The sequence below is a fragment of the Paraburkholderia sp. BL21I4N1 genome, from assembly GCF_002973525.1.
GTDB lineage: Bacteria > Pseudomonadota > Gammaproteobacteria > Burkholderiales > Burkholderiaceae > Paraburkholderia.
In genome coordinates, this window is the sequence record NZ_PVEN01000008.1 from 300,734 (window position 1) to 323,014 (window position 22,281).

At 56.9% G+C, this 22,281-nt stretch carries 22 protein-coding genes; 16 read left to right on the forward strand and 6 right to left on the reverse strand.

What is annotated here, in order from left to right; genetic code table 11:
• Positions 1–136 precede the first annotated feature (136 nt).
• Both B0G83_RS22020 and B0G83_RS22025 read left to right on the forward strand, forming a co-directional pair.
• Positions 137–1,021, forward strand: coding sequence for an NmrA family NAD(P)-binding protein (locus B0G83_RS22020; protein WP_105509503.1), 885 nt, complete (start codon positions 137–139; stop codon positions 1,019–1,021).
• 332 nt (positions 1,022–1,353) lie between these two features.
• On the forward strand, positions 1,354–2,913 hold the full coding sequence (locus B0G83_RS22025) for a DHA2 family efflux MFS transporter permease subunit (protein ID WP_105509504.1): 1,560 nt from the start codon (positions 1,354–1,356) through the stop codon (positions 2,911–2,913).
• 326 nt (positions 2,914–3,239) lie between these two features.
• On the opposite strand, the gene rarD is transcribed toward B0G83_RS22025, so the two are convergent.
• The 3 genes from rarD to B0G83_RS22040 all read right to left on the reverse strand — a co-directional run bounded on the left by rarD (position 3,240) and on the right by B0G83_RS22040 (position 7,762).
• The gene (gene rarD / locus B0G83_RS22030; RefSeq protein WP_105509505.1) at positions 3,240–4,151 is read right to left on the reverse strand and encodes an EamA family transporter RarD; all 912 of its coding nucleotides are present in this window, start codon (positions 4,149–4,151) and stop codon (positions 3,240–3,242) included.
• 23 nt (positions 4,152–4,174) lie between these two features.
• Entirely contained in the window at positions 4,175–5,113 is a 939-nt protein-coding gene (locus B0G83_RS22035; RefSeq protein WP_105509506.1) for a LysR family transcriptional regulator, read from the reverse strand.
• Positions 5,114–5,752: 639 nt separating this feature from the next.
• On the reverse strand, positions 5,753–7,762 hold the full coding sequence (locus B0G83_RS22040; protein ID WP_105509507.1) for an AIPR family protein: 2,010 nt from the start codon (positions 7,760–7,762) through the stop codon (positions 5,753–5,755).
• Between the two features lie 1,098 nt (positions 7,763–8,860).
• Between B0G83_RS22040 and B0G83_RS22050 the strand changes: the two genes are divergently transcribed.
• The gene (locus B0G83_RS22050; protein ID WP_105509508.1) at positions 8,861–9,637 is read left to right on the forward strand and encodes a hypothetical protein; all 777 of its coding nucleotides are present in this window, start codon (positions 8,861–8,863) and stop codon (positions 9,635–9,637) included.
• 64 nt (positions 9,638–9,701) lie between these two features.
• Positions 9,702–10,061 (forward strand): hypothetical protein, encoded by a 360-nt coding sequence (locus B0G83_RS22055; RefSeq protein WP_105509509.1) that lies wholly within the window; start codon positions 9,702–9,704, stop codon positions 10,059–10,061.
• A gap of 61 nt (positions 10,062–10,122) precedes the next feature.
• Here B0G83_RS22055 and B0G83_RS22060 read toward each other — a convergent pair whose 3' ends face one another.
• From B0G83_RS22060 to B0G83_RS22070, 3 genes are read right to left on the reverse strand one after another with little or no spacing between them, the layout of a single operon-like run.
• Positions 10,123–10,332, reverse strand: coding sequence for a type II toxin-antitoxin system CcdA family antitoxin (locus B0G83_RS22060; protein WP_105509510.1), 210 nt, complete (start codon positions 10,330–10,332; stop codon positions 10,123–10,125).
• Positions 10,333–10,348: 16 nt separating this feature from the next.
• A complete protein-coding gene (locus B0G83_RS22065) occupies positions 10,349–11,122 on the reverse strand; it encodes a hypothetical protein (protein WP_105509511.1) in 774 nt (257 codons plus the stop codon).
• Positions 11,123–11,182: 60 nt separating this feature from the next.
• Positions 11,183–11,575 carry a hypothetical protein gene (locus B0G83_RS22070; protein WP_105509512.1) on the reverse strand — a complete coding sequence of 131 codons (393 nt, stop codon included), beginning with the start codon at positions 11,573–11,575 and terminating at the stop codon, positions 11,183–11,185.
• Between the two features lie 377 nt (positions 11,576–11,952).
• Between B0G83_RS22070 and B0G83_RS22075 the strand changes: the two genes are divergently transcribed.
• The 12 genes from B0G83_RS22075 to tssC all read left to right on the forward strand — a co-directional run bounded on the left by B0G83_RS22075 (position 11,953) and on the right by tssC (position 22,259).
• A complete protein-coding gene (locus tag B0G83_RS22075; protein ID WP_146120276.1) occupies positions 11,953–12,435 on the forward strand; it encodes a hypothetical protein in 483 nt (160 codons plus the stop codon).
• Between the two features lie 42 nt (positions 12,436–12,477).
• Positions 12,478–12,657 carry a hypothetical protein gene (locus tag B0G83_RS22080; protein WP_105509514.1) on the forward strand — a complete coding sequence of 60 codons (180 nt, stop codon included), beginning with the start codon at positions 12,478–12,480 and terminating at the stop codon, positions 12,655–12,657.
• A 59-nt stretch (positions 12,658–12,716) separates the two neighbouring features.
• A complete protein-coding gene (locus B0G83_RS39215) occupies positions 12,717–12,842 on the forward strand; it encodes a hypothetical protein (protein WP_258168089.1) in 126 nt (41 codons plus the stop codon).
• A gap of 161 nt (positions 12,843–13,003) precedes the next feature.
• Positions 13,004–13,315, forward strand: a complete 312-nt coding sequence (locus tag B0G83_RS22085; RefSeq protein ID WP_105509515.1) for a helix-turn-helix domain-containing protein — start codon at positions 13,004–13,006, stop codon at positions 13,313–13,315.
• A 1,204-nt stretch (positions 13,316–14,519) separates the two neighbouring features.
• A complete protein-coding gene (locus tag B0G83_RS38240; RefSeq protein ID WP_146120277.1) occupies positions 14,520–14,900 on the forward strand; it encodes a hypothetical protein in 381 nt (126 codons plus the stop codon).
• Between the two features lie 441 nt (positions 14,901–15,341).
• Positions 15,342–15,809: a hypothetical protein gene (locus B0G83_RS22090; RefSeq protein ID WP_105509516.1), complete on the forward strand. Its 468-nt coding sequence runs from the start codon at positions 15,342–15,344 to the stop codon at positions 15,807–15,809.
• Positions 15,810–15,854: 45 nt separating this feature from the next.
• Positions 15,855–16,424: a hypothetical protein gene (locus tag B0G83_RS22095; RefSeq protein WP_146120278.1), complete on the forward strand. Its 570-nt coding sequence runs from the start codon at positions 15,855–15,857 to the stop codon at positions 16,422–16,424.
• 351 nt (positions 16,425–16,775) lie between these two features.
• Positions 16,776–17,015, forward strand: a complete 240-nt coding sequence (locus B0G83_RS22100) for an AlpA family transcriptional regulator (protein ID WP_219849041.1) — start codon at positions 16,776–16,778, stop codon at positions 17,013–17,015.
• Positions 17,016–17,954: a helix-turn-helix domain-containing protein gene (locus tag B0G83_RS22105; RefSeq protein ID WP_105509518.1), complete on the forward strand. Its 939-nt coding sequence runs from the start codon at positions 17,016–17,018 to the stop codon at positions 17,952–17,954.
• A gap of 935 nt (positions 17,955–18,889) precedes the next feature.
• Positions 18,890–20,077: a type VI secretion system protein TssA gene (gene tssA, locus B0G83_RS22110; protein ID WP_105509519.1), complete on the forward strand. Its 1,188-nt coding sequence runs from the start codon at positions 18,890–18,892 to the stop codon at positions 20,075–20,077.
• 51 nt (positions 20,078–20,128) lie between these two features.
• Complete coding sequence (tssB, locus tag B0G83_RS22115; RefSeq protein ID WP_105509520.1) at positions 20,129–20,665, forward strand: type VI secretion system contractile sheath small subunit; 537 nt, start codon at positions 20,129–20,131, stop codon at positions 20,663–20,665.
• Positions 20,666–20,744: 79 nt separating this feature from the next.
• Positions 20,745–22,259, forward strand: a complete 1,515-nt coding sequence (gene tssC, locus B0G83_RS22120) for a type VI secretion system contractile sheath large subunit (RefSeq protein WP_105509521.1) — start codon at positions 20,745–20,747, stop codon at positions 22,257–22,259.
• Positions 22,260–22,281 lie beyond the last annotated feature (22 nt).

Below are 22,281 nucleotides of genomic sequence, written 5' to 3' on the forward strand. Positions count from 1 at the left end.
GGCGCCTTAGCGGCAAGCGTACGAAACTTTTCTCGCTGCGTTGCGTCTGGCGGGCGAGCCACAGGATACGAAGTTTCATCAATTCCTTGAATGGACGGTGCTGCCAATCCCGTCTCGACATGTGAGGGTACCTGAAATGACTGACCGGATATTATTCGTCGCAGGCGCGACTGGCGATACAGGCGGTGCTACGGCTGACGCACTCTTACGCGCAGGCGAAAAAGTGCGAACCCTGGTGCGCAAGGAGAGCGAAAAAAGCGAGCGACTCAAGTCACAAGGTGTCGAGGTCATCGTCGGTGACCTTGGCGACCTCGACGATGTAGCGGGCGCTCTGCAGGGAGTTTTTTCTGCGTACTTTGTGTTTCCCATCGAAGCAGGCGGTATTCAGGCAAGCGCCTATTTTGCGCAGGCCGCCGAAGAGGCAGGCCTGACCGCCATCGTGAACATGTCGCAAATCTCCGCGCGACGGATGGCAAAAAGTCGTGCCGCTCGCGACCACTGGATTTCGGAGCGTGTCTTCGACGGCTTCAGTACCCCAGTGACGCATATCCGTCCAACCTTTTTTGCACAATGGCTGACATATCCAGGGCAAGTTGCCAACGTCAAGAAAGATGGTGTGCTTCGGCTCCCGTTTGGCGAAGGCCGTCATGCGCCTATCGCGGCTGAAGACCAGGGACGGGTCATCGCGGCGATTCTCAGGGAGCCTGGCCCCCATGCGGGTAAGGTTTATCCGCTCTATGGACCGGTCGAAATGAATCACCACGAAATTGCTGCTGAGATGACACGCGCGCTGGGCCGCGATGTGAAATATGAGCCAATCGACCTTGAGCTTTTCAAAAAGCGTCTCGATAGCGATAGCAGGTTCAGCGATACGTTCGCGCAGCATCTTTTGTCCGTCGCTCTCGACTATCAGAACGGTGTTTTCGCGGGGACCAATGACGTCGTCGCCGATATAACCGGTGAACCGCCGATGACCGTCGAAACGTACATCCGAAAACATGCTGCAGTATTCGCCGACTAGGGTGCTAGTTATCTACGACAGCAGCCACGCCCCCGGGTGGGGAACGAAGAGCGCAGGTGACATCCACGATTGATTTCTGTGACCCGGGGCGGCTCCTTACGTCAGACCGGTGAAACGTTGCCATTCCACCCGCCGAACTGCAACAGAAGCCGCTGCGCGTGGGCCTTTTGATGAACGTGGACGTGAACTCGAAACACCTCAGCGGTGACGGGCCTGATTCGTCGGCAACGCCGACGTCAACCAACAGGACTGAGATGTGCACGAGGTACGGCGGCGATGCGGATGCTGCGATCCTCGGAATCATCGTCACCAACGAATGAGCGTCCGCCATCATGTCTACCACTACTCAACCTCAACATCCCCCGCTCAGCGGGGCGACGCTCGCGCTAGGCTCGCTGAGTGTGGGCCTGGCGGGTTTCATGACCGTGCTCGACTCGTCGATCGCCAACGTCGCGATTCCGACCATCTCAGGCAACCTGGGCGTATCGGTCGATGAAGGCACCTGGGTCATCACCGTGTTCGCGGCGGCCAACTCCGTCGCAATACCGCTGACGGGCTGGCTCACGCAGCGGCTGGGGCAGGTCCGTCTGTTCGTGGGTTCGATCCTGCTATTTACGCTCGCTTCCTGGCTGTGCGGCATCGCGCCGTCGCTGCCCATCCTGCTGGCAGCGCGCATACTCCAAGGGACCGTGGCCGGACCACTGATTCCAATGTCTCAGGCGCTTCTGCTCAGTTCGTGGCCCAAGGCGAAGTCGTCGCTGGCGCTCTCGATCTTCTCGATGATTGTGGTGACCGGACCGATCGTCGGGCCCGCGCTCGGCGGCTGGGTGACCGACAGCTATAGCTGGTCTTGGATCTTTTACCTGAACATTCCGGTCGGACTGTTCGCGGCGGCGATGGTCTGGATGCTCTACCGGCACCGCGATACACCTACGAGGACGATCCCCATTGATGTCGTCGGGCTCGCGCTGCTGATCGTCTGGGTCGCGTCGCTGCAGGTGATGCTCGACAAGGGCAAGGATCTTGACTGGTTCTCGTCGAAGACGATCGTCATTCTCACCATCGTCGCAGTGGTGGGGCTCGCGTTTTTCATTGTCTGGGAGTTGACAGAGAAGAATCCAGTGGTCGACCTGACGCTTTTCAGGCAGCGCAACTTCCTGGGTGGCACGGTTTCGATCGCTGTCGCGTACGCAATTTTCTTCGGCACGCTAGTGTTATTGCCGCAGTGGATGCAGGAGTATCTTGGCTACCGCGCGGTGGATGTGGGTCTCGCAACTGCGCCGCTCGGCATCTTCGCGGTGATCGGCGCGCCAATCATGGGCAAGATCCTGCCACGCTCGGATGCTCGCATCATCGGCACGCTCGCGTTCATCGGCTTCGCGATCGTTTACTACATGCGCAGCTTCTTCTACACAGATCTAAGCGAGGGCTACATCATACTGCCGACCCTGTTGCAAGGCGTCCCAATGGCGCTCTTCTTCGCGCCGCTCACGGTGATCATCTTGTCGGGGCAGCCGCCGGAGAAGGTGCCGGCCGCGGCCGGCCTGTCGACGTTCGCCCGCATGTTCTTCGGCGGCATCGGCACCTCGCTTGCGGGCGTGGTGTGGAACGACCGCACCATCATGCACCATGAGATCCTGACGCAGCAGTCGAGCCTGACCAACCCGCAGTTCAACCAGCAGATGGATGCCTACCATTCGCTGCTTGGACTCGGCGCCAACGCGTCCTATGCGCTGTTCGATCATATGGTGCAGACCCAGTCAGCGATGCTCGGGCTGAATGACGTGTTCTACGGCGCGGCGATCATTATGATCATCATCATTCCGCTGATCTGGATAACGAAGCCAGGCAAGGCCGGTGGTGCCAGTGACGCCGCCTCGGCGGCGCACTGAGCGGCGATCGGGCCTTAGCGGTCGCGTCGCAAAACATTGCTGTCGCTTGTTGTACCGAACAGGCGTCGTATGCGGATGATAGTCATCCTCTATATGCGGAGGCAGACGATGTCCTGATTGTTGCGAAGTTTCACGCCGTCGTCGAACGTCCGCACCTGGCCGATGGCTGTCCGATGCGGTCGGCATACGCCGCCTGAAACTCGCGAGCCTGCGATCGGCGACACGCGACCCCGAACGGCCACTCGCCACGCTTTTGGAGTGTCGAATGCTCATTAGGAAGCGGCCGTTCGCGGGCTAGATTTGGACCGCTGGTTGAGCGCTTCACCTTAGTTACAGTCGCACGGCGATCCTGCAAGGGCACGGCGTTTCAGTTTGAAGCCAGCCAGGTTGATCCCACCTTCGGCAGCGAGAAGCAAGACCACGATCCAGATCGGAATATACGTTAGCCACTGTTCCGCATAGATTCGCTCACCAAGCATCAAGGAGACCATCACCATCAGAACTGGCTCAACATACCCCAGCAATCCGAACAGTCCGAATGGAAGCAGCCGGTTCGCAACCGTATAGGCCATAAAAGCGGCAGCACTGATGATAGCGAGCAAGCAAAGCAAAACGCTCAGGTGCGGGGCGGTAGAGAAAGCATCGTGTGGCGTGCGGGAGACAAAGCAGAACGCAGCGGGCAAGGTTAGCGCGACGTCAAACCAGAGACCGCCAAGATGAGCCGTATTCAGCCTGCGCCGCAGAGCGAAATACGCAGGGAACCCGAGACAGACAAAGAGCGATGTCCAGGATACACCGCAAACTTGATAAAATTCATTAGCGACGCCGATGGCTGCGGATGCGGCCGCGAGCTTCTGCATACCGCTCAGTCTCTCTTTGTAGAAGTAGCGGCCAACAAGCAGCATCACCAATGGAAGCAGGAAGTAGCCCATGGAGACATTAAGCGCTTGGCCATTAAGGGGAGCCCACATGAACAGCCATTGCTGGCTTCCGAGAAGCGCGCTGCTCAGCACAAGGTAAAGGAATAGCTGAGGACTTTTTCTGATCCGCAAACACAACGCCTTGACCTTTCTCCATTCGCCAGTTGCAATCAAGAAAACGGTTATGCAAGGCATCATGAGAACCATCCGCCAGCCAAATATCATTTCGCCCGTAAGCGGGTGCAGCAACGTAGCGTAATAGTACAAACCCGCAAAGAGGCTTGTGGCTGTGATGGACAAACCTACACCTTTCAACACGTCGTTCTCCTATTTAAGGCTCGTCATCGCAGGGGAAAATCCCACGGTGCTCCGTGCCTGAATCGGCTTTCGATCCAGCTTTTGAAGGCAGACACCGGTGCTGCTTCATATTTGGCGGAAGGCCGGACAAAAGATATGTCTCCCGCTGAATCCAGTTCCCAATCCGGCAGTACGCGGACCAGTCGCCCTTGCGATATGTCCTGATTCATAAGCCACTCCCCCGCGCCGACAATTCCTGTTCCCGAAACGGCGGCTGCTAGCAACGTATCGCTATCGTTAGTCGTTAAACTTCCGTCGACAGGACAGGTGTATCGCTCCTCTCCACGAACCAGCTTCCATTCCGGGAATGATGTGAATCCGCTAAATCGAAGGCAATTGTGATTTATCAAATCGGCCGGTCCTACGGGGTGGCCTCGCCTTTTGACATAGGACGGTGCAGCGCCCAGAATCCGGCGATGCGTGCTTAGTTTTTTTGCTACCAGTCGGCTGTCTGCAAGCTCACCGATACGTATAGCTGCGTCGAACCCTTCGCGTATCAGATCCACAAATCGCTCATCAAACTCAGCAACCACTTTTACTGCCGGATACGTCTCCATAAACTCTGGCAGTATCGGTGCAATCCATCGACGCCCCATCGACGCAGGGAGCGCCAGTCTCAAAATACCTCGGACGTCGGCAGATTCGCTCGCTGCCTGCCGCTCTGCATCACTGATCATCGCCATCGCCATTTGAAGACGCGACGCCATATCTAGTCCAACCTGGGTCAATCGAACATGTCGCGTCGATCGCTCCATCAATCGGACGCCAAGTCGTGCTTCCATCGCGGCTATCCGCTTCGAAAGCACGGTCGGGTGGCGGTTCAAAAGCTGCCCGGCTGCAACGAAGCTGCCTTGCTTTGCCACCGCAAGGAAGGCTGCGATTTCGTCAGAGTGACGGTTATCGAAAATATTGGCGTATTCCATTGGTCCGTCCGAAAGGTTGAACAAGATCGATTGCGGTGATTTCGTGATCGACGCGTCCGACCGTCTCCCGATGACCTTTCGTTGCGTCAAATTATGGGAAAGTCGGACTCGTGCATCAAGCGGGATACGTGCAGTTAATTGCTGCACATGATGCAGCAATTCCGCAGCGAATGGCGGGGGAAGCCTGGAGACTTGCGGGGTCGCACCGCAGGGATGTCAGCTAACACTTCGAAAGCGGCCGTAGGATAACGGGCGCCAGGCGTCCCTGATTGGCCGACCTCTGCCTGTGCGACCGGCCCGACCGACCCCAATCGGTCACCCGACGCTGCGGTTGATCAATGTCCGGCTGCCAGAGCGCAACGGCCTGTCTCGCTGAACAATAGACTGGTAAGAATTGGCCGAGTCCGCCGCGCAAGTCCTTCGGGCCGGAAAGCGGTGGTGCAGTTGCCGATTTACACGCCGGTGAATACAAAAAAGGCCCGCCAACATGGCGAGCCTTTGAAGAGGCGGGGCGGTGAAAGCCGCGGAAACAAGTCCAAAGACCAGCTAGCCCTGACCCCTTAGTCGGTGCGCGATCACTGATGGCGCGAGGGAGCAAGATAGCACGAGCCGCTTTGCTTTGCACGCGGCAAGCAATTGCTACCGTTCTTTCAACTGAAGCGTGTGGGGGTCGACGCGCTCGGGATCAAACATGAGCACATTGCCTTCCGCATCGTACACGACGCCATCCCGTTGGCGATTAACAAGGCCTTCCTCGATAAGCTGTTCCACCGCCCCAAAGTATTCTGAAACAGTACATCCTAGTTTGTCGCAGATCGACTTGTGAATGCCAGGCTTCCACGGTTGATCGGGCAACAAGGCGTGAACCTTAATCGCAAAATCCTTGTCCACGCGCTGAGTTCGTTTGTCGTAGGGGACTTGCGCAGCGCTTACTAGGTTCGGGGCATTTTCGATGCGTCTCGCATTTTTAATGCCGAGTTCAGCCTCCATTTTCAGACAGAACGATGCGACGTTTTGCTTGCTCGACCACTGCGCTCGCGTCGATCCCACCGCAGCCATGCGCGACCAATTTACCAGCATCGCGTCGTCTGTGATTGCATCAGCATCGAGCTTTGCAATGTCCTGAGCAGAGAAATCAAACGTTCCGAGGTGTTTCGCGACCGATGCGAGGCAGAGTAAATATCTGTTACTTTTGAGAAATCGCTCCGCGGACCCGCCCCCCCGAGGGCGAACAGTTTCCAAAATTTGATCTGCATGCTTAAGCAATTTCACTATATTAGGCCAAACATCCAGAGGCGAACGATCTGAGAATATTGCGCTATAAGCTTCAGGCGAGCGAATATATTTCGATCGAAAACCCGCTGCAAGATGCGGCAGCTTCAGGACGAGAGCCGCGTATCCGGCCGCAATATACAGCGGCGTTACAATCTCTCCTGCAGAATGACCTTGGTTAGCATAAAAGTTTTTTCTTCTTTCGTAAAAAATTCCGCTACGGTGTAAAACCTCTTCAATATCACGCTGAATTCGATCTGTAGCATGTAATGACACCTGCTCGACATCAGTCTGATTATTTGTTGCGCGAATAATGGCATCACGGACTGAATCGTCGCGAGATACTATCACTTTCACAAGAACGGCACGATTATCATCGATGAAAGACGAACTATTAAAATGGCGGAAAATCGATTCGGTTGTCTGCAACCCGTTGACGATCTGTATCTCATCCATGTGAATTGAATTGCCTATAACGCTGGCTGCGGTCGCGAGAATTGTGACGCCGTTATTGAGCCACCAGAAATCTGGTGAAGCCGCATTATTCAAGGTCTCTCTAATGTCCTCGTTTACACGATTTAAACCCATGAAGTCGCGAACATTTGAGTCAAAAAGATAGCGCCTTAGTTTCCCTTCGTCGTCGGAAATAAAGCGAAAATAGGCACTGAGATTGGCAAGAAGAACATACGTTTCTCCCTGCGAAAACACTTCGACGTATGGCAGCTCTAGGGAGTAATTGGGCTTTTTTCGATTTAGGTCAATGAGTTCAGCAGCGCCGACGAAATTGAATGAGGCCTCACATTTCGCAAAAGAATCCGTGATTATTTTTTTGATTTGATCGGATCGAGCTCGGACCTCAGTGCCTATGTCATTTGAATCCCCGCGCGATGCATATGTAACCTCGATTCTCATTTTGTTCAAACGAGGCGCTAACCGCCTATACGCAAAGAAAAGCTTTGTTCTCTGGCTGATTAAATCGGGTGAATAGGCGCCCTTGAGGTCTTTCGATTCAATCGAAAAATCAAAAAATTCCGGAAGGGTCGCTGCCAACGCGTCAATTGTGACCTGCTTGAACGAGTCGTGATGTTTGCAAGTTATTAGGCATACCACCAATTCTGCGCCAGTTTTAGGCCACATGAATTGCTCTGCCTCCAGCAGCGGATGGCCGTTGACGAAAACGTAAAATGCATCAATGCCGCCGTCACCTCGCCCATCGATCCACCCGCTCTTTAATTCGTCTTGCGACAGATCCCAATCTTTCAATATCTCTTCAATGCAGAAATATTCAAACGCTTCATCGCGCTTTTCGGACGGTAGTTTCTGACTAACACGGTCGTCAATGATCCCGTCGATAAGCAATCTGTCGTTTTTTGCCATGGCCGAATATGTGCTGACGTTTGGGTAGCATGCATTCGCGACAGTCTACGGTATTTGCGCGCCATAGGCAGCTTTCATAACGGCAGCAACTATCCGGACAACACTCCATACATGACGCGGAACTCGGGTCTCCGCCTCTCCTTGCCGGCTGCCCAAATTGGCGAAGAGGCGCCCGGACACCGTAGCGGGCCGAGAGCGCATTTAGGCCGAAAAGGTGACGCCGTTAGGCGACTGGCGAGGGACCCTTTTTTTGAGTGAAAGTGACGCACAAACGTCGGCAACGAGTCTCGGACGAACGACCGAAACTGGCCGACCAGCGCCCGCTGACCGAGTGCGACGATCTTCTGGGGCATGCGGTTTATGCAAAAAGCATAATTCGACCCAACCCGATCAGGATATCTCCTCGAATGCAGTGTTCGAACCAGGACCAACCATCTAACGGGTCCCGATGCTCGGGGTGTGCTGCAACTGCTATAGCGAGTCCTATCGCGACATATCATCGCCGACAGGATATATCCGGCAATTCGCGGACCCTCCTTGATTCGCCGAGTGCTGTAGCCATATCCGCCACCCTTCCCAATAGCGGGCCTTGAATCTAGCCTGCTCTCGTGGGCCGTCAAGGCGCGCCAGGCTGTGTTCTCGGCTGCGCCTGCGGGCAGCTGCTGCTACGCACTTGGCGCGTGCTTTGCTGAAATACTGGCTGGAAGACGCGCAATTATCAGCCTGTAAGCCATCTAAAAATGCTTCAGAAAGCGAGTGAGAGCGAAAAATCGGAACCTCTATTAATCATGTCGCCTGCGGCGACTCATTTTTATGCCTGCGAACCCTCGCAATGTAGATGCTGTCTCTTTATGCTGTCCCCGCAGATTTCTGCCTGAACGACGCCCCGTGCGGCCTATGTGCAATGCGCATATCACATATCGCAGTGCGCATATCGCAGTGCGCATATCGCATTGCACATTAGCGCAGCGAAACCTCGATTCACGCGATATCGCATATCGCCCATAACACGTATTGATAATTGTAAAAACAAATTAATATCTCAATTTATCAGTTATCCTAATTTATAATAATGGGAATCACCCGCGGAGTAACATCGTGCTCCACCCCGACAAGATACGTTTCATGCAGCGCCTTCAGCAGGCTGCCGTTCATCAACACGTCTTCTACGCTACGGGACGGACCGATCTCTCAGGTTTCGATCGGCTGACGAAAAAATTCGCCGATGCGTACGGTACCGACCTCAGTCGCCAGACAAAGCACAAACGCCGGTTGGCCGGTGAGGCCAGCAGTTGCCTTCATGGCATACGACTGACTGCCCGAAGCGAGAATGGCCAGCGCTCTGTCGACTGGGTGTTGCTGGTCAGCGCGGGTTTTGGCCTCGTGACCCACCGCGAGCAGCTTCAGGATCTGCGCGATCCAAACTCGCGGCTGAAATCGCCTGATCAACGGCACGAACTGGTCCACGACGGTAAGACCTGGTCGTGGCGGCTGACTCATCGCAGCTACAACCAATATCTTGAGCGACTTCACCGGATCGCTTCATTGCCCCCTGATCGGCGCCGGCAGATCGAAATCAACGGCGTCTCGCGGGACGCCGACGCTGAAATCCTGCTTGACCGGCTCTACGCTGAGCCCGGTTTTCGTCTCATGCGGCGCCAGGTCGGCAAGCTTGCCGCCGAGCTTCGGCGCGACTGGAAACGGCTGAGGCCGGCCAGTGGGCCGCAACTGTCGGAACGCTCTTTCCTCGGCTACGTGCGGTTTCTGCCGAACCAGCCGGTCATCAATGGTCTCACGCAAGCCGAGCGACGGGAGGCTTTCCGGATTGCCTTTTCCGACCAGCCCGGAACAGGCGCCGTCCCCGACCACCGTTGACAGATTGTTTATACGCCGGCGTTCGACATAGCCATAGGTCATAACAACCCGATCGAGTCACCCTATGTCGACACATGATCCTTTTTCTGCCTTTCTCAACAAGGTCCTGCACGGCAACCCCAACCAGGATCTGACTGATGCCGGACTGCCTGCACTCCGTCGGCTCTTTGCCATCGCACACGAAGATGGCGGTTCGAGCTACGTCGCGGCCGAGTTCCTGCTCGGCCTCTATGACCAGAAGCGTTTCCCATTCCCGCTCGCGGATCTGCGTATGCTGGACCGTGAATGCTTCGACGATGTCCTGCGTGTCCTGCAAATGGATACACGCGCCTGCTCGCATAACGTCGCTCACTACTTTGCTCACGGCATAAAACGCTTTGAGCAACTGGCCATCGACTGGGGCTTCATCGACTCGACTGACTAACCGAAGCGGTTCTCCCCGTGGCAACGTCACGGGGAGAGAGCCAGGGCACGGAACCGCGCTGTCAGAACATCCGGTACTTTTCTAGCGGCAACCCGTGTTGTTCAACATAGGCGTTGTAGCTCTCGATGGCTTCCGCGTTTTCCTTCAGCCGTCGCTCGGCACGCCTGTCGGCCACGGCCCTGGCAAGTCCAGCCTCCGCCACTTGCGATACATCGATGCCCAGGCTTTTTGCTTCAGAGAGAAGCTTTTCAGTCAGCGGGCTATTGGTCATTTTTGGGGCTCACGCGTTATTGCGCGGCAGGCGTTCCGGCACCCAGCCGCTTCAGGCCATCCTCAAAGCCGCCGAGATAATCCGGACTGAACTCCAGCATCAACCCTTTGCGAACCGTATGCGCGACCGCGACCGGGTTGTACCCGTCGCTCGTCGACTCGTACCTCGTCAATGCACGACCAGCAAAAATCCGGATACCCCGATTCTGGCGCCAGGCCTCCTCGACCACCTTTGCGGGCACAGCGATCATCTGCGTCCATGATGCCCCGCTGCCGACATTGCTGAAGCATTCCAGATCCTTGATCGTCTCGCCATTGCTGTCGGCCACATGACCCAGCGGCACGTAGGTCCCGTCGTCCTTCACGAGCCAGAACTCGATGCCGTTGCCCGTATGGAATCCGTGATAACCGTGCTCGACCTCCGCATCACTGGGGCAGCGATCTTGCGAGTCGCCCGGAACGTGCGTCATCCAGGCATCCATAAAACCGCCGTTTGCGATCACCCCGGCGACAATCCGGTACGCCTGGGCGTGGCCAGCGGTGTTGTAGTTCGTGGAGGCCAGTTGCAGGTTCAGATCCAGCCAGCCATGGAAATCCGGATCGTTGACGAACTGCTGCTTGTACAGACGCGGTGCGACGTACGTCCTGACCATGTTGCAGCCGTTACAACCGGCATAACCCACCTTGACCGCAACCTTCGCCGCAACCTGATCCCGCGTGAGCGTGGCCGTATTGACTGCACAGCCGCAGATCGAGGTGATCAGCGCGCAGACCAGAAACAGTTTCTTCATATCGATATCGCCCTGCCGGATGACTGGATGTGAGGCTGCCGTCCCGGGCAGCCGGAAGCCTTACTGGGCGATGCCGCCACGTACCACGTTACTGCTTTCGGCGAACGTGTATTTCTTGACGATGCCCTTTTCGTCGAACAGCACCGTCAGCGTCTTCTTCTCGACGTTCGCGCCATGCGCCAGAAGGTTCAGGACAGGCACATAGTTGATGGCCTGAGGCGTGGCGTGGTCAAATTCGTAGCTCCAGATTTCCAGGCCGGCATCGGTAAATGACACCTTGTTCGCCGAGCCAAATGCCGCCTGCACATCGGCCTTGGTCGATTTGCCCTCGACGATCGAGCTGCCGACCGAAGTCTGGCTCTGATCCTTCAGCGCCTCATTGCCCGCGCTCACAGCACAACCAGCCAGCACAGCCGAAGCCGCAATCGATACGGCAACCAGAATCTTCTTCATTGTGAATCCCCGAATTGAAAAAAGTGACGCGCAGCGGCGGACAGCACCCGTCCGCAGCACGGATGAAAACAGATGGGCACGCAGAAACCTGACGCAGCGATTCAGGTCAGGCGCGTAGGCCGTGCGTCACGGCGAGGTATTTTGATTCCGGCTTTTCAATTTCTCAGGTCCCGAGGTCCAGCACTTGTTTTTCAGGTTTGCATTTCCACCGGATAGCTACGATATTCGTAGCTATCCGGGCGAGAGATTGCTACGATATTCGTAGCATGTCAACTTACGACGAGATGCCCTCCGGGAGGGTCGTCCGGACTGGGCGATGTCCGTGGAAGATGAATATCCAGTAGCACAACACGGAAGTGCGATGCAAGGGGGCTGAAATGAAACCGCTAATCCTGTCCTACCGTCGTTTTACCAAGGCGCCGTTCTGGATGCGTGCGCCGGTCGGCCTGCTTGCGCTGACGGCACTCATCCAGATCAAGGATCTGCTAGATATTGTCTGGGCCCATTTCTACATCAACCTGTTTGTCGCCGACATCATTGTGCAGACGGCGTTCGCTCCGATCGTCGTCATACTGATTGCCCCCATTCTGTCTTTCCTCGCCTCGCTGTTTCGTGGAGCGCCGTCGGGCAGAGCGCGGCGATTTGATGGCGATGACCCATTCGACCGGGGGAACGAAGTTACCTCCCATGCCCTGCGTCACGACGACTTCGAGTTCCGAAGCCTTCACGATGACGACTCACGGGATTGGTCCGGACGTCTTGGCTCGGGAGCCGACTGGCATACCGATCCCAGCTATTCATGGTTTTCGGGAAACATTTTCTACGACGATCCACATCAGTCGTGGAAGCATATGGGCTGACTGTTACCGGCAGGTTTTGCACGTATCGAAGGAGCATCTCCTATGAATACCGTCATGCGCGAATTCATCAAGGCAGCCAAGGAGGCCCCGAGGCTATTCTTCTTGCCGGTCACGGGGGCAATTGAAGCGGTTCGTCGGGAGATGGAGGACAGTCGATGTAATCGGCACCCGAACGAACCAGCCAATGCCCGCTCCCATGACGGCGCCCAGGATCGGCGCTGACCGGGAATCACCGGGCGCGGACCGCGCCCTATACCGGCCTCCACGGTCTGATACGAGCCATGGCACTGATCCTTTATATTATTGTCGTCGGCGTCCCGATCGTGATCGGCGCATTCTGGATGGCTTCGAAACAGCTCGAAGCGGAGAAGGCGAAGAAGGCACGCGGCGAGGAGCGACACGAATAAACACCGTCCTGGATCTGTTCAAACCGGGCTTCCCCTCGATCGATTCTCGTCCTGACACGGGACTATCGCCCTCCTGGCGGTTACCACTACTACGATCTTCGTAGTATCTGGAATTTCGATTAACTACGACATTCGTAGCTCTGAAAATACAGGGTTACGCAATGTCCGCAACAGGCAATACCGTCTTCGGGGGGCGGCTGAAGGAAGCCCGCCTTCGTGCAGGCCTGTCTCAAAAATCGCTGGGCATTGCCTCAGGCCTCGACCCTTTCGTCGCCAGCACCCGTATCAACCGTTACGAGCTGGGCATCCACAAGGTGGATTACCCGTTTGCCTGCCGGCTGGCTGCCGAGCTTTCGGTCCCGACTGCCTATTTCTTTACCGAAGACGATGACCTTGCCGAGTTGATCCTGCTCTACGGGCAGGCGTCAAAGCGGGCGCGGGGCCGGCTACTGGCAGCGGCGCGGGAGATGTAGGTACCCGGAACGTAGCTAGTGCCGGGCATACGTCGACGCACAAATGGCACCGGCCGCGCAAAAGAAAGCTGCCGGGTCGAACTACCCCGGCAGCGGTTGCGCCACATCATGTGACGACTTTGGCCCTATGGCCGTTGGTCTGATGTTTTTACTTCGTCGTTTCTCCGTGAAAATGGGCAGGGCGGCCAGGCCCTGCCATGATTCAGAACACACTCGTACACTTCAAGATACCGCTCCGGCCTTTCGCTCCGCCTGGACAACCGTCAGGTCTGCCCTCGCATCGCTGCTAATCAGCCAGTCTCCCTCACCCGTACCTTGCCCGGTGCCACCCGGGTTCAATCGGCCGTTGGTGATTCCCACGTTAGCCATGCACGTCGACATGACACGCCGCCGCGCTCTGCTATCGATGATTAGCCCGATGGGCCTACCCCGCCTCGCGACGGGTTTCAGGGGGGCGAGGTTCCAGAGCCCCTCCCTTACTTCATCGACGCTTCATCACGCCCTGACTAGCTGATCCACCTCCCGGCAAACCAGCCAGCGGCTTGTCACGACTTACCTGGATGCATCCTCTGCGGATGCAATAAATGGCTTGAGCTATGCATCGATCTCTTCGGCTTGCGCCAACGAGTACCAGACGATCCAGACTTCTCCTCACGTCCCTGCGCCGTTACCGACGCCTCAGAAGCCCACCACCCAGGACACCGTCCGACCCTCTCGGGCCGCCCGTTGTTGGGATTTTCACCCGTTCGCGCATGGCAGGGTTACGCCAGTCACCTGGAAACCCGTTTCCGTGTCGCCCGACTTCTCACTCCACAAACTGGATTGGGTCGAAGGGAGCGTTGCAGCCCCCAGCGCCCTGCGTAACGTGGCGAGCCCAATTACAGGCACCACGCTTCAGCGGCTAATTCCAGTTGATTGGCGATCCACTGGAACTGAAGTGTACGAACGTGTCTGGGGTTGGCAGCCCCGGCACATTCAAGAGAGTGTGTGGACTACCGACCCTTTCACAGATCGCATAGCCATCCTATCAGTAATCCTGAAAATCACTATACGCGCGCCTGTTATAGGGATATTCATCGATCGGCAAGGTAACAGGTACGCATATACCCGACCGATTCGTTTTATCAGTTCGTGTTCGCCATCTCTCTCCCGTCTGGACCAACACCAATCCCTTCATGGGTCAGGCATAACAGGAGAGTTACCTATGGAAAACATCCCTCAATCTTCAAAGCACGTTGCTTGCGACTTCTTCCTTGACGTCGAGTTGCTCTGCGTCGTACGCGACAAAGCTGTTTTCGATTTCGGCGAAGAAGTTCGTGTCGTCCAACTGGACAACAGTGAAGCGCAGGTTGGCGAATTCGGGCGTCTGGCGTTGTTCCACACACAGCATGGTGAACGGTGGCAGTTCCGCCCTTACAAATCCAATGGCTGGCGCAGGGTGCCCGATCTGGACACGCCGTCCAGCTGGGCATGGCGGTGTATGAAAACCGGCGAACTCACCATCACGGCAGTCGGTTCTGTGCCGAACCATGCACCAACCGTTCTGCCTCGTCCGGAAGCAGAGAGCGACTTTCCGTTGAACTGAAGGATGCAGGAGGGCCAATCGCCCTCCTGTATTGACTGGCCAGTTCAGACCCATCCACAGCCTGAATATTCCACTGAAATTTTTAGCTTCGCTGCCAAAAATCCATTGGGACTTTCAGTTTCTGCACTCACAAGTTCCACTGGAATTTCTCAATCCGACAAGCCAAATATTCCAACCAAATCATAGTGTTACATGACAAATCCGCTTGCGATATCACCTAGGATGGCGCTACACTGGACCCGCAAGATAGGCATCCCCATCTTCATGTGCACAGGATGCCTTCTGTTCATCGCGTGTGTTAGCACGGAGTTCCCTGTTGAGCACTGCGGGGACGGGTGCTGTGGCGGCACACTACAAGACCGCGGGCCAAATCCCATGATCTTTCAATCACGCTTGATAATCTATTGATTAGGAATACATAGTATTAAAAAGGATATCGTCATGAATGAGATCAGGAAGACCGTCATTGAGGCCCGTTGCAAGTTGATCAAGGGCCTGTCCGATCCCGAGATCGTTCAACTTGCCGCAGGCAATGCAGGCATCGCGTACTTTCCCGAGGTCGGCAAAGCGTTTTTCTCGCCCGAATGGGGAGGCGGTCGCTGGAATCATCATGTGGGTTCCGGCTGGACCGATCGGTATGGTCCGGCCGTCATCGGTGGCCGGGCAGCGGTTATTCCTGAATCCCATCGCGATCTCGATCTGGAGAGCATGCAGTTGCACGCAACCGATGATTCCGACGCGGACGAAACTGAATTTGAGAGGGAAATGGCCAATCCGGCATGGGTGGCTGAAATCGCGACGGCGTTGCGTACGGAAATGTTGAGCTCCGGCGTCACCAGGGATGAAGTCGACGCCGTGGCCGATGTCTGGATGGAGGTGCTCGACCAGCTCGAAAACTCGCAGACCTGAGATTGCCAGAGGGCTATTCCCCGGAAGGCAAACACCAGTCTGGAATTGGCCCGCCCCTGGGAATACCCCGCTGAATCTCAGCCCGATACGCTGCAGATTCAATGCGCGGGTATTCGACAACTACATTGGGATGCCATTCATCCCCGTTTCGTGAACGCAAATATGGAATCCAGCACCACCCTTCCCCTCGTAGAAATCAATCATGCAGGAACCGTGACCGTCGATATCGCTGCGCACGCCATGTGCACGGGAGGCGGTTCCATCACGGAGTTCGCTCCGGCAGAGAACCGCCCCGCCGCTACGGACAGGGTCAGCCCGCGTGGAATCGATACGCCTACCATTGCGGGCCTGTTCGACAGTTGTGGATGGAGCGCTGCTGGATGGCGCACGGCCCTGAAAAATCCTCCGCAGTGGCTGGAGCACGCACTCGTCATGCGTGGCCGCAAGGGAAAAGGCGGCGCGGCGCGGTGGGACCCGGTCAAACTTGCCACCGGCCTGCGCACCGAAAAAAAGGTTCCGCTCACCGCCATCGACAAGATCTTCCGCTCGCCGCCGCTGGCTGACTGGATGTCCGAGTGGGAAAACGCGAGGTCCTATCTCGATGCACCAGCCTGAACCGGTCTGTCCGCTGCGTTGAGCGGAGCAGCGACGTCAACCGTTGCATAGATCGACCCCATGCCGCATGCGCGAGGCCGCCCGTCCCGGACACGGAGTCGGATCTATATTTACCCGGCATGTATGTGGTTTTGATGTGAAAGATGCCTCCCATGCCGGGCAGCCGTTCGCAATCTAAATGCTGCTGGGCAATGCAGCCTTAATGCAGCGCGCACCCCGGAGAGCTTTGTCCCACAAGGCTCCAAATGAAGCGCTTACGGATCACGAGCGATTGCATTTTTTGATGCGTGCACATCGCACGACACGGCAATCCCTGCCGTGGAACGCGATGGGACAATCAAGGAAATGTCTATGTCCGCATCAAAACAGCACAAAGGTCTGCGCGTGGGCTGCACCGCCGCAAAACTCGGCATCGGCATCAGTAGCGTCTGGCATCGCGCCAAAACCGAGCCCGACTTCCCCCTTCCGATCAAAATCGGGGCCAATACGACCATCTGGATCGAGTCGGAGCTCGATGAGTACATCGAGCGGCAGATCGCCAAAACGCGCGGCACTGCCCATGCGCCGATCAGCAGCAAGACGGGGGCCTAAATGAGTTTCAGGCATCTGAGTTGGGCCCTCAAGAAGACCCTTCCCTGCCGGGAAAAAATCGTCCTGGTCGGTCTCGCTGACCACATGAACCGCAAGACTGGGCGCTGCTTCCCGTCACACGCGACGATTGCGGAAAAATGCGGTCTGAGTGAAGCGTCCGTCAAGCGCGCGCTCATTCAGCTGGAGGAGCACCGCCTCATCACGATCGTGCCGCGGTCGGTCGGCGCAGCGCGGCTGTCCAACCAGTATGACCTGCATCTGGGCAACTCGTCTTTCGATCACGCGTCGAAGGCCGGGGTCACCGAGACCCGGGTCGAGGCACAGCGCACGGACCCGGGTGGCGCAGCGCCCGGAGGGGAGATGCAAAACGGCAATCCGGTGGGCGCACAGGGAGCGACAAACCTGGAAGGAAGCCAGGAAGGCAAACAGGAAAAAACCTCGGCGTTTGATCGCTGGTGGAAAATTTGGCCCAGCACACCGCGCAAGGTCGCATGGAGCGAGTGCCAAAAACTCTGGAAAGAAAATGAGCTGGACGCGATCACCGACCAGATCACCGCGCACACGGAGGCGATGAAGAAATCGACGGCCTGGCGTGACGGCTGGGAGCCGTCCCCAAAAACTTACCTGACGGGACGGCGCTGGCTGGATGGCGTCCCTCCCGACGCAAGCGAGCTGGTCACAGAGGCCGGAGACGGTGCTCCTGGATGGTGGGACAGTGCCAGCGGCATCGAGGCGCAAGGCCGCAAGCGGGGTATCTCTAAACGCGAGGCCGAAGCCATGCCGGATTTTTTTCTGCGGGTGGCCAGGGCGTCGGGACCGGGCGAGTGGATTGTCCACGCGCTGAAGCGCGCAAGGGACGATGGCCCCACGCGCCTGCAGCACGTCATCCAGTTCTTCGGTGAGGAACTGGTGCCGGCCGGGTGGTGGCCGATGGACTGAGTGCTCCCTGTGCTGCGGCAAATCACGCGGCCGAGCTTCTGCACACCCTCGGGATGACCGAGGGTTTTTTTGTTGTTTCGAGGAACACTTACACCGTGCGTGCTCGAAAATCCCGGAGAAAACCAGCGCCTTCCGTGGTAAGCTGAGGGCCAGTTACCTTGTCAATTCGATGCGCGTTTGACGTTGACGGATTGCCCGGAAGGCCTTATTCCACGGTCGATACAGAGAGGTTCGAATCCTCTCACCCCGACCAGATTTTCCTTGATGTTGAAGGCTCAAAAAAACCGCCCAGCTAGCTTGGCGGTTTTTTGTTTTGGGTCATCGGTTTGTCAGATCGTCCGGTCGACGCCCGCCGGATACCGCCGAATCTCAATATCTAGCGCGCGACGATATGCCGTCGTGCTCTGTCGCCACGCAACTCCCCCACCAAGATCAATCCCTGCAGCCTGCTTCTGTGCCGTCCCCGCACGAAATGACGGCGCTCGCCACCGTGATAAGCAAACGTAATCAGATCAATATTTGTACCGCGTGATTATTAATCCCGGCCTCACTTCTTCATCCCATCTTAATAATAAGAATAAATGCAAGTCATTAAAAGATAGGAGAACAAGCTTGCAATATGAATAAACCCGGAATACTATTGACTCGAACTAAACGTCTGCCCGATATATTTCGGCATGCCAAACAAATCCAATTAGCAGCTTAGGCACGGAGGGCACATCCCGCCGTCGGATCGACGCGCCTGCACTGCCGCGCGGGCCTTGGCTATAAGCAAATGGAGATTAGCGGGATCAATCCTACTCCAGCACCATTAGATTTAAGATTTATTTGAGAAAATCACGTGATCACCTAGGAAATTCTTATTAACAACCACGCGAATTAAGACTCGCGCTCAATTCATCTTATCGGAAGAAAATCTGCGTTTTATTCACCCAATGCATTCCATCGATCTCGCCCCCGTCAATCCGATTAGCCCGATCAGTTTCGAGCACCCCTGTGGCGCCGATCTGGAATACGACGCCGAATTCATCGCGTTGCAGCAGGTTGCCTCCGGCCGTCGCGAACAACAATTCGGCGACACGCTGATTCCAGCCGTCGCACCGGACTGGCGGCAAGTGGCGGCACTGGCAATTGCGTTGCTCGGCAGATCGATCGACCTGCGCGTCTTCGCACTGTTAACGCTGGCCTGGACCCTGACCGACGGTCTCGAAGGCTACGCAAAGGGCATCTCACTCACGGCAGACACGCTCGATCAATTCTGGGAGCCTATTCATCCTCAGCTTCAGGTGGCCGGTGAATTCGATCCGCTTCCAAGGCTCAACGCATTGGCCGCATTCACGGATCGCGAGACGCTCGGACATGCGGCCCGCAGCGCCACGTTGCTGCACTGGCGGCTGGGTCCGCTATCCCTGCGGGACGCGGCAGCCATCCTCGAGGGAAAACCGGCGTCAGCCGCGAACCTGGGTTCACAGCTCAACGCTGACCTGCAAGCGGAATTGCGCTCGGTGCTGGACGGCGCGCACAGCGAACTTGCCGTCGTGCGGCAAGTGGTCGATGCCATTGAACGCATATCGGGGCACGTCTCGGTGAATCTGGACTACGCGTGGATGCCGGATTTGAGCTCCGTTGAACATCCACTGGGCGTGGTCCTGCGGGCGGCCGAGAAATCCGCGGGCGCGAACCTGTCGCCGGTCGACGACCGTCTTGCGTTCCAACCCTCGCCGAATGCCCGATCCGAACAGGGTGACGAAACCCACTTGCAGCAGGAGCCCGTCCGGGACGAGCAGTCCACTCAGCCGTCCAGTATTACCCGTCAGACTCAGCAACTCGACCCGGTATCGACATCCGCATCCGCACAACACCTTGCCAGCGTCCCCGAGCCATCCACCGGTCCGATCGCGCTTCGTTCACGCCACGACGCCCTGCTCGCGCTCGAAAGCGTATGCCGCTATCTGGAGCGCACAGAGCTCAGCCATCCCGCGCCTTTGCTGCTACGCCGCGCGCAACGTCTGATGCACATGAACTTCCGCGAAATCGTGCGTGACATGGCGCCTGCCGCATTGCCGCAACTCGACGCGCTCGCGGGCGAGGCCCTGCAACCCGCGCCTAACTCCGGCAACTGACCCAATCCACACGTTATAACTGGCAAAAACTAACAGGGAGCGTAAATCAACATGATCCATTCGAACGCTTTGAAAGCAAAAGCAACAGGGCAGAAATTCATCGCGCGAAATCGGGCGCCCCGCGTGCAGATCGAATACGACGTCGAGGTGTATGGCAGCGAGCACAAGGTGGAAATTCCCTTCGTGATGGGTGTCATCGCCGATCTCGCAGGCAACTCCACCCGGCCTCTGCCCAGCTTCGAAGAGCGCAAATTCATGGAAATCGACGTCGACAACTTCGACGAACGGCTCAAGTCGATCCAACCGCGCGTAGCGCTTCACGTGCCGAACGATATTGCCGGTCACGGCACGCTTGCCGCCGAACTCACCTTCGAGTGCATGGCAGATTTCTCACCCGCCAGAATCGCGCGCCAGGTACCCGCGCTCGACCAGCTACTGCAGGCGCGTGCGCAATTGTCGAACCTGCTTTCCTATATGGACGGCAAAAGCGGTGCGGAAGCGTTGCTCACCGAGGCGTTGAAAAACCCCGCGTTGCTAAAAGCGCTTGCCGACCCATCGGTCCCTGCCGAAACAAAAAAATCGACATAGCCCCCTAACGAGACGGCTAACACGGATACGCGCGACCAGCGTGCATGACATCGACTCAGGATCGTTTTCGGAGATCACCATGACCCTCGCACAGTCCATCACCCAGCAATCGGTCAGCCCGACGTTCACGGCCGAACATTTTTCAGCCGTACTGATGAGGGAATTCAATCCGCGCACCGAGCAAACGCAACAGGCCATCGACGGCGCGGTCAGAACGCTTGCGCTGCAGGCGCTGGAAAACGCCATCGTCATGTCCGACGACGCCTATCAGACGATCCAGGCTGTGATTGCTGAAATCGATCGCAAGCTGTCGCAGCAGATCAACACAATCATTCATCACCCCGATTTCCAGCAACTCGAATCGGCGTGGCGCGGATTGCACTATCTGGTCAACCACAGCGAAACGGACGAATTGCTGAAGATCCGCTGCATGCCGATCAGCAAGACGGAACTGAGCCGCATGCTGAAACGGCACAAGGGCGTCGCATGGGATCAAAGCCCGTTATTTAAAAAGGTCTACGAGGAAGAATACGGCCAGTTCGGCGGCGAACCGCTCGGCTGCCTGGTCGGTGACTACTACTTCGACCACAGCCCGCCGGACGTCGAAACGCTCGGCGAAATTGCCAGGATTGCCGCCGCCGCGCACTGCCCGTTCATCACGGGCGCCTCGCCTGCCGTCATGCAAATGGCGTCGTGGCAAGAACTGTCGAATCCCCGCGACCTCAGCAAGATTTTTCAGAACAGCGAATACGCCGCGTGGCGCCACCTGCGTGAGTCTGACGATTCACGTTATCTCGGCCTGACCATGCCGCGTTTTCTCGCGCGCCTGCCCTATGGCGCACGCGAGAATCCGGTCGACGCCTTCGACTTCGAGGAAGACACCGAGGGCGCCAATCATGAACGCTACGCGTGGATCAACTCCGCGTACGCGATGGCGACCAACGTCAATCGCTCGTTCAAATATTACGGCTGGTGTACGTCGATTCGCGGCGTCGAATCGGGCGGCACGGTGCAGGATTTGCCCACCCACACGTTTCCCACCGACGACGGCGGCGTCGACATCAAGTGTCCAACTGAAATAGCCATCAGCGACCGGCGCGAGGCGGAACTCGCCAAGAACGGCTTCATGCCGTTCGTGCATCGCAAGAACTCCAACTGCGCAACGTTTATCGGTGCGCAATCGCTGCAACGGCCCGCCGAATACCACGATGCCACCGCCGCCGACAACGCGCAACTGGCCGCGCGTCTGCCTTATCTGTTCGCGTGTTGCCGCTTTGCTCATTACCTGAAGTGCATTGTGCGCGACAAGATCGGCTCGTTCAGGGAACGCAGCGACATGGAGACGTGGTTGAACAACTGGATCATGAATTACGTCGACGGCGACCCAGTCAACTCGTCGCATGACACCAAGGCGAAAAAACCGCTGGCGGCGGCTCAAATCGTGGTTGAAGACATGGAAAACAACCCCGGCTACTACAGCGCCAAATTCTTCCTGCGCCCGCACTATCAGCTGGAAGGTCTCACCGTCTCATTGCGGCTAGTGTCGAAGCTGCCGGCGCTGAAAGACAGCGCGACATCAACGTGTCGATTCTAGACATCAGATCCTCAGCCTCGCT